We start from the raw sequence: 13448 nt of genomic DNA on the forward strand, positions 1-13448 counted from the left end.
TATTATAGCGTGAGTTTGAACACAGGAGGTACAAAGATGAGCGGCATCTTTTCCTACAATAAAATCACTCCCGAGATAATCTCAGAGATAGAAAGCAAAATCGGCGCGCACAACGTCAGCGCGGAGGCGGAGAAGCTCGAAAGCTACTCGCACGACGAAGTGCCCGCGAACGCATACGATCGCGAATACCGCGCCTCGCTGCTCGTCTTTCCCGAGAGCACGGTGCACGTCTCCGAAATTATGAAGATCGCCTCGCGCGAGCGCATCCCCGTCACGCCGCGCGGCGCGGGCACGGGGCTGTCGGGCGGCGCGCTTCCCGTACACGGCGGAATCGTCATGAGCTTCGAGAAGATGAACAGAATCCTCGAAATCGACGAGGCGAACCTCACCGTGACGGCGGAGCCAGGCGTTGTGACCGCCGAGATAAGCCGAGCCGCGGCCACGCGCGGGCTGCTCTACGCCGGCGACCCGTGCAGCGGCGACGCGTCGTTCATCGGCGGCAACATCGCGGAGAACGCGGGCGGCAACAAGGTCATCAAATACGGCGCGACGGGCGCGCAGGTGCTCGCGCTCGAATGCGTCCTCGCCGACGGCTCCGTCACATGGTTCGGCGGCAAGCGGCGCAAGGACGTGACCGGCCTCGACTTCGTCCACCTGCTCTGCGGCTCGGAGGGCACGCTCGCCGTCGTCACTAAGGCCGTGCTCAAGCTCATGCCGATGCCGCGCCACGCCGTCGACCTGCTCGCCGCCTTCCCCGACGCGAAGACGGCGATAGACTTCGTGCCGAAGATAATAAAAGAGGGCGGCCTCATCCCCGCCTCGGTCGAGTTCATCGACAAGAAGGCGCTGCAAATCGTCGCGCGCTACCTCAACACCGAAGTCCCCGCGGGCGACGCGGGCGCGGCGCTCATCATCCAGCTCGAGGACAACGACGGCGACGTGATAGAACGCCAGTACGAAGAGATAGGAAAGCTCTCGCAGAAGCACGGGGCCTACGAGGTCTACGTCGCCGACACGCGCAGCACAAAGGAGCGCGTCTGGCAGGCGCGCAAGAACGTCCCCGAAGCGATAGCCTCCGTCTACAAGCGCTACACGAAGGAAGATCTCGTCGTGCCGACCGCGAGCGTCCCGGAGCTGCTCGAGCTTCTGCGCGGCACCGCCGAGGCCGACGGCCTCGAGGCCATCGTCTACGGCCACGCGGGCGACGGCAACATGCACTGCACGATAGTCGCCCCGGACTGCGACGGATGGCACGAGCGGCTGCACAAGGCGCAGATAGAAATTTACGAAAAGCTGCTGAAAATGGGCGGCACGCTCAGCGGCGAGCACGGCATAGGCTACAAGCGCCGCGGCTACATGAAATACTTCCTAGACGAAGCGCAGCTCGAGCTGATAAAGCGCGTGAAGCTCGCCTTCGACCCGCAGAATATATTAAATCCAGGGAAAATCGTAGACTGGGGCGACGAGTAGAAACTTATGGCGCGCGGCGCGGAGCACGCGGAAAATCCTAAAAGACAGATTACGCTGTTCATCGTAAAGGCGGCGGCGGTACTCACGCTAGCCGCCGCGCCTTACCTAATTTTCTGCGGCCTGCCGCTCGCGGGCCTGCCAGACGCGGACGAGGTGACGCGCGTCGAAATAACGCGCATCGACGACGGCCTATCAAAATGCGCGACGAATGCAAAAGACATCGAGCTCGTGCGCAAAGCCGCAGAGCTTCTGCGCTATGCGCCGTTCGCCGTACCGCGTGAAGAAGCGCCGCGCATTGCGGTGACTTTCATAACGCGCGGCGGAGAAGAAACTTCTCTGACAGCCGGGCTTACAAGCGTAGAATACAACGGCCGCACACGCGTGCTCAGGCGCAAAAAACTTTTCGTAAACGTAATAGAGGGAATTTTTTTCAAGGAAGAGCGCGCAAACGGCGCGCCGTAAAAAATTTCAAGGCCGGGGCTTCGCGCTCCGGCCTTTTTGTTGGTTTTACTTTTCTTTTTCGATTTTCATTTTGCGCAGCTCGCGGCGGAGGATTTTGCCGGTCGGCGAAATCGGATATTCTTTGACGAAGCCGATTTTTCGCGGGACTTTGTAGTGCGCGAGGTGGTCTTTGCAGTATTCCATAAGCTCCTTCGGCGTGGCCTGCGCGCCTTCTTCGAGGATGATGAAGGCTTTGACGAGCTCGCCTGCGACTTTGTTCTTTTCGCCGACCGCGACTGCGGCGTGTACCGCCGGATGCTTGCAGAGGACGGCTTCGACTTCCTGCGGGTAGACGTTGAAGCCGCTGACGATGATGATGTCGGTCGCACGGTCTACGATTTTTATGTATCCGTCCTCGTCTATGCGCACGACGTCGCCGGTGTTGAACCAGCCGTCGGGCGTGAAGCGTTCGCGCGTGTTTTCTTCGTCGCGGAAGTAGCCGCGCACGACCGCGGGGCCTTTGAGGTAGAGGACGCCTTCGTCGTGGAGGCCGATTTTGTTGCCTTCGCGGTCGCGTATCTCTATTTCGTAGTTATAAAAGGCCGGGCCAACCGTGCCGAGTTTTTTCGTCGCCTCGGCGCGGTTGACTGCGACGACGGGGCTGCACTCGGTGAGTCCGTAGCCCTCGAGTATCCCGACGCCGAGGTGCTCGCGGCAGCGGCCCTCCATCTGGACGTTGAGGCGGTCGCCGCCCGTGATGACGAAGTCGACGCCCTCGATGCGCTCGCCGCGTTTTTCGAGCGCGCCGAGCAGGAACGCCATGACGGTCGGGACGGCTATGACGCGGTTGACACCTGATTCCTTTATCGCCTTTATCGTGTTTTCGACCGGGACGAAGCTCGGGACGACGGTCTGCGCCATGCCGTAGGTGAGCGCGAGGAGTCCCGCGACGGTGTAGCCGAAGGCGTGGAAGTTGGGCAGGACGTTGAGTATTACGCCCGTTTCGGATTCAAGTCCGGGTACGTGGGCCGCTATCGGCTCGAGGTCGCCGATGAGGTTGCCGTGCGTGCAGCCGACGGCTTTCGGCAAGCCGGAGGTGCCGGAGGTCGAGAAGATGACCGCGAGCTCGTCCGTCTCGGGGCGGCCTTCGCGCCCCTTCCATGCGGGCAGCGGCCCTTCGAGCGGCGCGGCGGCGAGCGGTATGTCGCTCATGAAGCCCGCTTCGCGCGCCTTTTTCGCGCCGTCCTCGGTCAGTATGACGGAATGTACGTCGAGCATTTTTATCGTGTCTGAGAGATTTACCGCGCCGGTACGCGCGTTGAGCGGAGCGACGGCGCCGCCGAGACGCCAGCAGGCGAGCGAGAGCGCGAGGACGAGCGGCGAGTTCGGCAGGAGCAGCGCGAGGCGCTGTCCTTTGGAGAAGCCGGCGGTGCGCAGCTTTTCCGCGCAGTCGTCCGTGAGCGCGGCGAAGCGCGCCCAGCTCCACCATTCGCCCTGCCACCAGAGGCATTTTTTCTCGTCTTTGCCGCGCCACGTGGATTCGATAAGGTCTTCGAGGCGCTTATAATTGAAGTCGGTCATTATGATCAGGCCACCTATCGCTGTTGATAGGACAATTATGCCATATTCTTTTACCGTTGTATATTGCGGGAAAACGCCGTTTATTCCCGCCGCGCGCGTTTTTTAGTTGCGGCGCATCGTGAAGCGGCGCTGGAAGATGCCCTTGTCCTCCTCGCAGTATATTATCGCCGATGATTTGTTGAGCGGCATGTGTGTGCGCGGGTCTATCGTGAGCGTCGTGTGGGCGAGGACGAGGTCGCGCGTCGCAAGCAGCGTGTGGCGTATAGCCTCGCCGCGGAAGCCCGGCGTGCTGCGGAAGGCCGAGGCTATCCACATCACGGCGTCGTATGAGAGTATCGCCGCGGTTACGTCGCCAGGCTGGCATTCCTCGTTGTATAGGCTGCGGTACTCGCGCAGCACGGAACTTATCTGCGGGTCGAGCGCGGAGACTTCGTTTATCCACCAGCTCCCGGCGAGGGCGCGGCCCGCCTGCTGCGGCAGCCTGTCGGTATAGCCGTCGCCGAGCGCGTCCGCTCCGAGGCCCGCGGCTGCGCGCTGGGGCAAAATCTCGCCCGCCGCGGCGCCCGCGCCCGGGAGCATCAGCAGGTCCGCGCCGCTCTCCGCGAAGGCGCGCATCGCCGCGTAGTGTCCGCCGCCGCGTCCGTATGGAAGCTCCGCGACGACCTCGGCACCGAAGCCCGCGGCCCATTTCCGCGCGGATTTATAGACCGCCGAGGAAACGGCGTCGCTCGGGTCGTAGTAGAACGCTATCTTCTTTTTATGCAGCGCCTGCGTCGCGAAGTACGAGAGTATCTTGCCGCGCGAGGCCGCGTCGTTCACAAGCGAGAAGGAGTAAAGATAGGGCAGCGACGATTCGTCGAGCAGCGGCGCTTCGAGCGGATTTGGCGAGGCGACGACGAGCGGGGCTTCGAGCTCGTCGGCAAGCGGCGCGAGGGTCTTCGCCGCGGAGGCGCGCCCGAGCACCATGACCAGCATGCTCTTATCCTTCATCACGTTCTCGACGGCCCGCTCCGCCGCGGCGGGGTCCGCGGGCAGGTCGAAGCCTATGACCTTTAGCTTGTACTCGCCTCGCGCAAGGCCGCGGCTGTTGACGCGCTCGACGGCAAGCTGCGCCGCCTTGAGCTGCACATGCGACAGCCGCGCGTCGGGGCCCGACATCGGCGCGAAGAAAGCGATGCGCAGCTCGTCGCCCGTGGGCGTCCTCTGGTTGCCTATCTGGAAGAAGAGCGCCGCGAGCACGGCGAGCGAGACGATCAGTATAATTCCGTTGTAGAGCGATTTCTTGCGGATGCGCATCGTGCGCGGCCTGTTCGCCACGCCGCCCGCGATTTTCTTGAGATTTCCGGGGACGGCGACGACCGCCTCCGTCTCCGCTTCGTCCTTGGAGCCGCCGTACTCCATCTCCATCAGCCAGTTAATGAGCTTCATGACCTCGGCGGCCTGCTCCTTCGTAAAGCCGAGCTGCGATTCGAGCGACGCGCGATAGTCCGCGCCCTCCTTCATATATTCGCGGCGCGAGGGCCGCCAGCCGCACTTCAGCAGAAAGCGCAGCGCGAAGGTCAGGTGGAAGGTGTCCTCGGGGCGCAGCGAAGAGCGGTCCTCGAGGAACTGCGCGAGGCGGTCAGGGTCTTCGAGTATCTTTATTCCGTAGCTGTCTATAATTTCGACTAAAATGTCGCGAATGTCGTCCGGCATTGCTTCACTCCTCAATTCTCCCGCCTAGTATAACTCAAAGCGCGCAGGATTTGAATTTCGCGAATTGTAAATTTTATCGCCGCGTGCTAAGGTAACGGAAAGGAGGCGCGTTCGATGAAGATATCGGGAAAATTCCGAGCGGCCGCGTTCTGCGCCGCAATGCTGGCGTTATCCGCCGCGGCCGTCGCAGGCTGGCGCGTCGGCGCGCTGACGCTGGCCGACGACAAGGCCGGGCGCGCCGTCTTCGTTCTGCCCGCGGCGAACGGATACCGTTTCACGACCGGCTACACGCACTCCGTAGAGCTGACGCCGGTCGAGGACGAATACGCCGTCGCCGGCGGCGCGCTGTGGAACTGGCAGGAGCGCGTGAAATCCTCGAACGCCGGAATGCCGAGCATCGCGCCGGAGCACGGACGGTACATCAACACCGGCGAGTGGCTCATCTTCCAGGGCGGCAGGCGTCCCGCCGAACGCTTCTACCTGCGCGTCGGAAACGAAAAATTCGGACGCAACTGGATAGAGCTGCCGCCATACGGGCGCGCCGAGCTGTACCAAATAATTCCCGGCGTCCGGCTCGCAGTCTCCGCCGAAAAAAAGCCGCTCGCGTCGATTTCGCCCGTCGGCCTTGAGCTGCTCGAAGGCCGCTAAAAAATCCTTGCTTCGGTGAAAATGCAGAACGCGCCGCAGATTATCAGCGCGGCGTAAAGCAGCGGCGCTCGCCGCCGCACGAGCAGAACCGCCGCGCGCGGCGCAAACGTCGCAGCGCATCCGACGGCGGACGCCTTTATCCAGAAAAATATAAAATCCAGGAAAAACGCATAAAATCCGCCGGCGGCGATAAATTCCGAGAGATTCCACGGCAGAAGGAGCGCCGTGACGAGCGCGGCGCAGAGCGAAGCGCGCAGAGCCGCTGCGAGATTTTCGGAAGAAACGCGCGAGCCGACGTTGGCGCGCGAAGCGTTGGGCAAGAGACATAAAAGCAGGACAAACAGGCAAACCATGCCGGCGCGCCCCCAAACACCGGCGGCGCGCCAGAGCGGCATGACGGAGTACGTTCCGAGAGAGCCGAGCGCGCCCGGCACTCCGGCGCGGGAGACAAAGAGCGCGAGCAAAGCCCACGCGAAGCAGAAGGCCGCGGGAAAAGAGAGCGCCGCCGCGGCAGAGCCGAAACGCGCCGCGCCGCGCGGCATATCAAGCAGCGCGGACGCAATAAGCAGCGCCGCCGCTGCGAATCCGCCGAATTCAAAATCTATGAACGGCGGCAGAGAACCCACAGGGACGAAGTAAAAGGCCGCGAGCGCGCAGAGCGCCGAAAGGCGCGCAAAACCGCGCGGCGCGCAGCAAAACAGCAGCGAAGCCTCCGCGCACCGCTCCCCCACCGGGCGCGGGAAGACAAGCGCGAAGCACAATATAAACGCGGCGAACGAAGCCGCGGAGACGAGCGTCAGAAGAATTTCCAAAATCTGCGGCGGCGCGAAGCTTCAAAAAAAGGGCCGCCTTGCGACGGCCCTTCCGTTGATTCGCGTTTCCTTACTTGAGTATGCCCTTCTCCTTGAAGAACTTCTCCGCGCCGGGGTGCAGCGGGCATGTAAGTCCGTTGAGAGCGCCCTCGAGCGTGATTTCCTTACCCTTCGCGTGGACGGCTGCGATGTCGGCGAGGTTGCCGTACATGGCGGTCAGGAATTCATAAATCTGCTCCTCGGGGACGGAGTCGTTCGTGATGAGGATGGCCATGACGGCCGGGGTCTTCGTCTCGGTCGTTATGCCGCTGTAGGTGTTCGCGGGAACGGTGCTCGGAACGAAGAACGGATATTCCTTCTGCAGCGTCGCGAGCATCTCGTCATCGAAGCTGAGCAGGGTGACGTCCTTCGTCGTCGTGAGGTCCATTATCGAGGCGGTCGGATAACCGGCGACAACAAATCCGGCGTCGATCTGGTTGTCCTTAAAGCGGCTCGTGGTCGCCGCGAAGTCGAGGAAGTCGGCCTTCGCGAGGTCGTCGTAGGTCAGCCCCGCAACCTTGAAGATGGCCTGGACGTCGCCCTCGACGCCTGAGCCCGGAGCTCCGATGCCGACGCGCTTGCCCTTAAGGTCGGCTATCGACTTGATGCCTGATTCCTTCGTGACGACGGCCTGGATGTGCTCCGGATAGAGCGACGCGACGGCGCGGATGTTCTTCGCCGGCTTGCCCTGGAACATCAGTTCGCCGTTGTAGGCCCAGTATGCGATGTCGTTCTGGACGAACGCTATTTCGATGCCTTCGGTCGCGACGAGGTTGAGGTTCGCGACGGAGGCGTTTCCGGTCTCAGCCGTGCACTGTATTTTTCCGCCCTTCGTAATGGCCGACGCTATAGCGCCGCCGACGACGTAGTAAGTTCCGGAGGTTCCGCCCGTGGCTACCGACATGTAGGTCGGGGCCGCAGCCGCTACCGTGGTGACCGCAAAGGCCGCCAAAAGCGCCATGAAAGTTACGATAATACCTTTCTTCATCTTCAATTCCTCCCTTAAATTTTTTGCAATGCGGGCTTTATGGACGAAAGCCCGCTTATCGCCTTTTCCGCGCGGCCAGTTAAGCCGCGAGCCGTTTCGCCTTCGCAGTCTGCATGACGTAGATGACGCCGAGGACCGCGAGGCCGAAGAGGTCGGACATCGTGCCCGGTATCAGCAGGCAGATGGCTCCGACGAAAGCCAGAGCGCGCATGTACCATGCGAGGTGCGCCTTGAAGTAGCCTATCGTGAACATCGCGAGCAGGAAGACGCCTATCAGCGCCGTGCATATCGCCTGCGCCATGTAGAACGGCTCGACGTCGATGAAGAGCAGCATCGGGTTGTAGACGTAGATGTACGGGACGAGGAAGCCCGCGAGCGCCAGCTTGAACGAGGTGACGCCCGTCTTCATCGGGTCGGAGCCCGCGATGCCCGCCCCCGCGTACGCCGCGAGCGCGACCGGAGGCGTCAGGTCCGCCGCGATTCCGAAGTAGAAGACGAACATGTAGGCCGCCATCGGCGGAACGCCGAGCAGGAAGAGCGCCGGGGCCGCCATCGTACTAGTGACGATGAAGTTCGCCGTCGTCGGGAGTCCCATTCCGAGGATGAGGCTCGCTATCATCGTGAAGAAGAGCGTGAATATCTTCGTCAGCGCCAGAGCCGCCGTTTCGGCCGTGACTTCCGCGCCCGGCGCGAGCGAGAAGAGCGACGCGCCGAGGGCCGCGAGCGAGCCGTCCGGCGAGACCTCCGCCATCGCGACTATGGCTCCGGCTATCTTGAGCGCGAGCCCCGTCAGCGTGCCCATGCCGACGACCATGCCGACCGTGGCGCATGCGCAGGCGACGCCTATCGCGCTGCGGGCTCCGCTCTGGAATGCGTCGTAGAGCTTCGCCGGCGTGAGGCGCGTTTCCTTATTGAGCCACGAAAGCACGAAGCTGACGAGTATGCCGTTGAAGGCCGCCTTGAGCGGCGTGTAACCCGCGAGCAGGAAGTAGATTATCGCGACGAGAGGGATAAGCAGGAAGCCCTTGGTCTTGAGCAGCGGGCCGAGCGGCGGAAGCTGCTTCCACGGAATGCCGCGCAGTCCGAGGCGGCAGGCCTCGAAGTGTACCTGCACCATGACCGCGAAGTAATAGAGCAGCGCCGGGACGACCGCCGCGATGGCGACCTCGATGTAGGGGACGCCGAGTATCTGCGCCATGATGAAGGCCGCGGCTCCCATGACCGGGGGCATTATCTGACCGCCCGTCGAGGCGACCGCTTCGACCGCGCCCGCGAAATACGGCTCATAGCCGACGCTCTTCATAAGAGGTATCGTGAACATACCCGTCGTACAGACGTTCGCGACAGACGAGCCGGAGACCGTGCCCATAAGGCCGGAGCTGACGACCGCAACCTTCGCCGGGCCGCCCGTGGACCATCCGGCGAGGGCGAGCGACAGGTCAATGATGAACTTTCCGAGGCCGGTCTTTTCAAGAACCGCGCCGAAAAGTATGAACATGAACACGAACGTCGAGGAAACCTCGAGCGGAGTGCCGAAGATGCCCTCCGTGCCGAGATACATGTGGTTGACTATTCGCGCGACGTTGAAGCCGCGGTGCGCCAGCATGTCCGGCATCGAGCGCCCGAAGTAGCAGTAAAGCAGCGCGATGATTGCGAGGCAGGGAAGGACGGGGTTCGATATTCGCCGCGTCGCCTCCAGCAGCGTCGCAATGAGCAGGAAGCCCATAATCAGGTCCGTCTGCGTCGGGAGCCCAGCCCTCGTGACGAGTTCGTTGAAGAATACAACGAGGTACAGCGCGCTCGCGACGCCTATCGCGCCGAGAATGAAGTCATAGAACGGTATGCCGCTTGTTTTGGACTGTTTGGACGATGCGGGGTAAAGCAGGAAGACGAGCGCCAGCGTGAAGGCGAGATGGACGGCTCCCTGTTTCTGCGCGAGCAGAAGGCCGAACCCCGAAGTGTAGAAGTGGAAGCAGGACATCGCCACAGCAATGAGGGCGACCAGCTTTCCCTGCCAGCCCGACAGAATCCTAAAGCGCGATTCCGTGTCGTACTTGCGCATAAGCTCTTCGAGGTTGAGCTTGGTCTGTTCGTCGGCCTCTTGAATTTGTCCTGCGTTTTTCATTTCAGTGTCACTCACGACTATTCCTCCTTTTGCAGAGCTTGTGTAGCGTTACTGACTCACCTGATGCTTTGCCCTCCTTTTTATTTAGCGTGATAAACAAGACCTTAGAGCATTTTTCTGAATATAAATGAACTGCACTGCTTCGCTATATTCACTGCCGTCGGCAAATTTACGTATAATGCTCTGAATCTATAGCAAGATTATATACTCGATTCAAACGATTGTCAGCATAAATTTTCATAATAAACAACAGTCATCGGCTTGATTTTATATCCGTAAATGCGCTTATCCTTCGCATGTATGAAGCGGAAAGCGCAGCGCGCCTCAATGCGCCGTCGGACGGCGAAGCCGCGCGCTGCGGACGCGGAGCGCCGCGGAAAATCCGTGCGCCGTATCCGAACACGAAAAAAGCGGCGGAAGCCTCCGCCGCTTTTCAAAATTTTCCGCGTTTCGCAAACCTTGCGCGCCGCGCGGTTTATATCTCTTTTTCCGCAGCTTCGCGGCAGATGGCTATGGACCTCGAAGTTCCCAGCCGTTCCGCGCCGGCTTCTATCATTGCGCGCGCCGCCGCCGCGTCGCGGATGCCGCCGGAAGCCTTGACCTTCACCGCGGCGCTCACGGAGTCTCTCATAAGACGCACGTCCTCGGCCGTCGCGCCGCCCGTCGAGAAGCCCGTGGAGGTTTTTACGAATTTCGCGCCAGCGGCCTCGGCTATACGGCAGGCGGCGATTTTCTCCTCTCGGGTCAGCAGGCAGGTCTCTATGATAACCTTCACGACGGCCTCAGGCACGGCCTCGACGACGGCGCGTATGTCGTCCTCGACGGCCTTTGCATCGCCGTCCTTAAGCAGCCCGACGTTTATGACCATATCTATCTCCGACGCGCCGCCGGCGGCGGCCGTGCGCGCTTCGAAGGCCTTCGCCTCCGGGCTCATAGCGCCGAGCGGGAAGCCCACGACGCAGCAGACGGCGACGGTGCTGCCGTCGAGCAGCGAAGCCGCGAGCGGGACGCGCGACGAATTTACGCACACAGACGCGAAGCCGTATTCGCGCGCCTCCGCGCAGAGCTTTCTTATATCGTCCGCCGTCGCGGCGGGATTCAGATTAGTGTGGTCGATGTATCGGGCCAGATTCATTTTACAGCCGCCTTTCCTCCAAGCTCGGTTATCCGCCTCTTCAGCACCTCGTCGAAAATCGCGAGCGCTTCGACGGAGCTTGTCTTCGGGTGCTTGTGCGTGAGCTTATAGTATACGATGTCGGGCGGCGTTTCGTGAAGGCGGCTGAACACTACGCGAGGCTGCTCCAGCGCGAACTGCGCGCGCGCCGACTCCGGAATCATGCACCACTGCCCCGGGCGGCGCATCAGCAGCGTCGCGAGCTTCACGGAGTCCACATTGACTTTCAGAGTCTTCATCGGCTCCCATATATGGTCGTGCCACAGGCGGAAACCGCCGCTCCACTCGATGTAGAATTCCATTCCGTCCTCGAGCTCCGACGGCTTTACGTATTCGGCCGGCTCTTCGTCCTCCAGCGGTATCCGCGCGACGACGAAGTTCTCGCGGTAGACTGGCTCAGCCTCTACCGAGCGCGCGCTCTCCTCGTGGATGACTATCGCCGCGTCAAGCGCGCGGCTCTCGACGGCCTGGTACATCATGTCGGACGGGTCGGTGACGATTCGCAGATAGACGGGCGGCTCGTGTTCGAGCAGCGCGATGTAGACGGGCGGCAAAAGGCGGCAGTTGACGCTCTCTGAGCCGCCGACCGCAAGCGCGTAGGCCGAGCCGGGCGTGCGCGCGTTCGCTATCTCGCGGCTGACCTCCTGCCATTTGAGCGCGAGAGGCAGAAAGCTCTCCCCCGCCGGAGTAAGCTTGATGGATTTCATACCCTTCTGCCGGTCGACCAGAATCATGCCCATGTCGTTCTCGAGCTCGTTGAGGTTGTAGCTTATCGTGGACTGCGTGACGCTCAGCAGCTCCGCGGCTTTTCCGAGAGTCCGCGACATGGCGACGGCGAGAAAGGTCTCTATCCCTTTTTCATGCAACAACGGTCACATCCTTCGTGTAATTCTTCGTCCGCGCCTTTGCGCATCGTGCGCGGCGCATAATAAAAGCGGGTCCCGCGCGGCAGAGGCGCAGCTCTGCGCCGGAGCCGAGGCGGCACCCGCTCTCAGCGTTTAAATGCTGTTTCCGTCAGCCGGCTGTATTACTGGCCGAGCAGCGTGAGCATAGCGCCCGCCGCGACCGCGGTACCGATAACTCCGGCGACGTTCGGGCCCATGGCGTGCATAAGCACGTAGGAACCGGGGAACTCTTTCTGGACGACCTTCTGGCAGACGCGCGCCGCCATAGGAACGGCGGAGACGCCAGCAGCGCCGATGACCGGGTTGATTTTGCCGCCGGACATGACCTTCATGACCTGGCCAAAGATGACGCCGCCCGCCGTGCTGAATATGAAGGCGACGAGGCCGAGGAAGATGATCTTAATCGTGGCGACCGTGAGGAACGTGTCCGCGTTCATCGTACCGCCGACGGAGATTCCGAGGAATATCGTCGTCGCGTTGAGGACTTCGTTCTGCGCGGCCTGCGAGAGACGGTCCGTGCAGCCGCACTCGCGGAGCAGGTTGCCGAACATCAGCATACCGATAAGGGGAACGGCCGCGGGAAGGACGAGGCCGCAGGCGATCGTCGAGATTATCGGGAAGAGGATGCGCTCGGTGCGCGAGACGGGGCGAAGCTGCTCCATCTTGATGCCGCGGTCCTTCTTCGTCGTAAGAAGCTTGATGACCGGGGGCTGAATGAGCGGGACGAGCGACATGTAGCTGTAAGCGGCGACCGCGACCGCGGGAAGAATGGCGGGAGCCAGCTTCGCGCAGAGGTAGATGGCCGTCGGGCCGTCAGCGCCGCCGATGATGCCGATACCGGCCGCTTCCTGAATCGTGAAGCCCATGAACATAGCGCCGATGACCGCGACGAAAACGCCGAGCTGCGCCGCGGCGCCGAGCAGGAACGTCACGGGGTTCGCAAGCAGCGGGCCGAAGTCGGTCAGCGCGCCGATGCCCATGAATATGATGATCGGGTAAATCTCGTGACGGATACCGAACATGACGTAATAAAGGAATCCGCCCTCGTCGATAATGCCGGACAGCGGAAGGTTGACGATGAGGCAGCCGAAAGCGATCGGCATAAGAAGAAGCGGCTCAAAGTCCTTCGCAATGGCGAGATACAGAAGAATAAAGGAAATGAGAAGCATCAGCAGGTTTCCGCCCGTAAGAGCGACGAGCCCCGACTGATCCAGAACTCCCTTCAAAGCGGTCATATAAAGTTCCATGATTATTTAGCCTCCGAAGATTTCTTATCAAAAGATCCGACAAGTCTGTTCGTTCCGAGCATAACCATCATCAGTCCGATAATGACGAGGAAGACTATGCTCATCGCGATGAAAGACATCACAAGCGCTCCGGACGTACCGGAAAAATAGGCGCTCAAAGAAGCGACGCCTGGCATTGTTTCTGCCTCCTGTTCCAAGTTTCCCATCCGGGCCGCCGAGGCCCGTCCCCCAGCCGCGCTCCGGCGCGGCGCCTACACCGCAAAAAAGACGACACGCAAGCCTCCGGTGAAGATCACTCCCCCTCCAGCACGGTTTCAAAACCC

Annotated in this window: 12 protein-coding genes; 3 read left to right on the forward strand and 9 right to left on the reverse strand. The window is 61.4% G+C overall.

The genetic code is table 11. From position 1 onward, the window contains the following. Window positions 1-36 precede the first annotated feature (36 nt). Together ABGT66_RS09855 and ABGT66_RS09860 are read left to right on the forward strand one after the other, a co-directional pair. Window positions 37-1470, forward strand: coding sequence for an FAD-linked oxidase C-terminal domain-containing protein (locus tag ABGT66_RS09855; RefSeq protein ID WP_346690421.1), 1434 nt, complete (start codon window positions 37-39; stop codon window positions 1468-1470). Between the two features lie 6 nt (window positions 1471-1476). Continuing rightward, window positions 1477-1932, forward strand: a complete 456-nt coding sequence (locus tag ABGT66_RS09860) for a hypothetical protein (protein ID WP_346690422.1) — start codon at window positions 1477-1479, stop codon at window positions 1930-1932. Between the two features lie 45 nt (window positions 1933-1977). Here the strand turns inward: ABGT66_RS09860 and ABGT66_RS09865 are convergent, their stop codons facing one another. Beyond that, window positions 1978-3492, reverse strand: a complete 1515-nt coding sequence (locus tag ABGT66_RS09865; protein WP_346690423.1) for an AMP-binding protein — start codon at window positions 3490-3492, stop codon at window positions 1978-1980. Between the two features lie 102 nt (window positions 3493-3594). Beyond that, window positions 3595-5187 (reverse strand): ABC transporter substrate-binding protein, encoded by a 1593-nt coding sequence (locus ABGT66_RS09870; RefSeq protein WP_346690424.1) that lies wholly within the window; start codon window positions 5185-5187, stop codon window positions 3595-3597. A 114-nt stretch (window positions 5188-5301) separates the two neighbouring features. Between ABGT66_RS09870 and ABGT66_RS09875 the strand changes: the two genes are divergently transcribed. After that, on the forward strand, window positions 5302-5835 hold the full coding sequence (locus tag ABGT66_RS09875) for a DUF1850 domain-containing protein (protein WP_346690425.1): 534 nt from the start codon (window positions 5302-5304) through the stop codon (window positions 5833-5835). Here the strand turns inward: ABGT66_RS09875 and ABGT66_RS09880 are convergent. The 7 genes from ABGT66_RS09880 to ABGT66_RS09910 all read right to left on the reverse strand — a co-directional run bounded on the left by ABGT66_RS09880 (window position 5832) and on the right by ABGT66_RS09910 (window position 13331). Further along, the gene (locus ABGT66_RS09880) at window positions 5832-6647 is read right to left on the reverse strand and encodes a hypothetical protein (protein WP_346690426.1); all 816 of its coding nucleotides are present in this window, start codon (window positions 6645-6647) and stop codon (window positions 5832-5834) included. The genes ABGT66_RS09875 and ABGT66_RS09880 overlap by 4 nt on opposite strands. Window positions 6648-6717: 70 nt before the next feature. Beyond that, complete coding sequence (locus ABGT66_RS09885; RefSeq protein ID WP_346690427.1) at window positions 6718-7674, reverse strand: TAXI family TRAP transporter solute-binding subunit; 957 nt, start codon at window positions 7672-7674, stop codon at window positions 6718-6720. A 79-nt stretch (window positions 7675-7753) separates the two neighbouring features. Then, window positions 7754-9799, reverse strand: a complete 2046-nt coding sequence (locus tag ABGT66_RS09890) for a TRAP transporter permease (protein ID WP_346690466.1) — start codon at window positions 9797-9799, stop codon at window positions 7754-7756. 475 nt (window positions 9800-10274) lie between these two features. Next, window positions 10275-10934: a deoxyribose-phosphate aldolase gene (gene deoC / locus ABGT66_RS09895; protein WP_346690428.1), complete on the reverse strand. Its 660-nt coding sequence runs from the start codon at window positions 10932-10934 to the stop codon at window positions 10275-10277. Beyond that, window positions 10931-11842, reverse strand: coding sequence for a LysR family transcriptional regulator (locus tag ABGT66_RS09900; protein ID WP_346690429.1), 912 nt, complete (start codon window positions 11840-11842; stop codon window positions 10931-10933). Before ABGT66_RS09900 ends, deoC begins: the two co-directional genes overlap by 4 nt. Before the next feature lie 158 nt (window positions 11843-12000). Then, window positions 12001-13125: a sodium ion-translocating decarboxylase subunit beta gene (locus ABGT66_RS09905; protein WP_346690430.1), complete on the reverse strand. Its 1125-nt coding sequence runs from the start codon at window positions 13123-13125 to the stop codon at window positions 12001-12003. Window positions 13126-13127: 2 nt separating this feature from the next. After that, a complete protein-coding gene (locus tag ABGT66_RS09910) occupies window positions 13128-13331 on the reverse strand; it encodes an OadG family protein (RefSeq protein WP_294194029.1) in 204 nt (67 codons plus the stop codon). Window positions 13332-13448: the final 117 nt, after the last annotated feature.

The sequence above is a fragment of the uncultured Cloacibacillus sp. genome (assembly GCF_963926575.1).
Lineage (GTDB): Bacteria > Synergistota > Synergistia > Synergistales > Synergistaceae > Caccocola > Caccocola faecigallinarum.

Coding starts and splice junctions, on each gene's coding strand:
- ABGT66_RS09870 (WP_346690424.1), bottom strand. CDS start 5,187: ATGCCGGACGACATTCGCGACATTTTAGTCGAAATTATAGACAGCTAC.
- deoC (WP_346690428.1), bottom strand. CDS start 10,934: ATGAATCTGGCCCGATACATCGACCACACTAATCTGAATCCCGCCGCG.
- ABGT66_RS09890 (WP_346690466.1), bottom strand. CDS start 9,799: ATGAAAAACGCAGGACAAATTCAAGAGGCCGACGAACAGACCAAGCTC.
- ABGT66_RS09885 (WP_346690427.1), bottom strand. CDS start 7,674: ATGAAGAAAGGTATTATCGTAACTTTCATGGCGCTTTTGGCGGCCTTT.
- ABGT66_RS09865 (WP_346690423.1), bottom strand. CDS start 3,492: ATGACCGACTTCAATTATAAGCGCCTCGAAGACCTTATCGAATCCACG.
- ABGT66_RS09875 (WP_346690425.1), top strand. CDS start 5,302: ATGAAGATATCGGGAAAATTCCGAGCGGCCGCGTTCTGCGCCGCAATG.
- ABGT66_RS09910 (WP_294194029.1), bottom strand. CDS start 13,331: ATGGGAAACTTGGAACAGGAGGCAGAAACAATGCCAGGCGTCGCTTCT.
- ABGT66_RS09855 (WP_346690421.1), top strand. CDS start 37: ATGAGCGGCATCTTTTCCTACAATAAAATCACTCCCGAGATAATCTCA.
- ABGT66_RS09860 (WP_346690422.1), top strand. CDS start 1,477: ATGGCGCGCGGCGCGGAGCACGCGGAAAATCCTAAAAGACAGATTACG.
- ABGT66_RS09905 (WP_346690430.1), bottom strand. CDS start 13,125: ATGGAACTTTATATGACCGCTTTGAAGGGAGTTCTGGATCAGTCGGGG.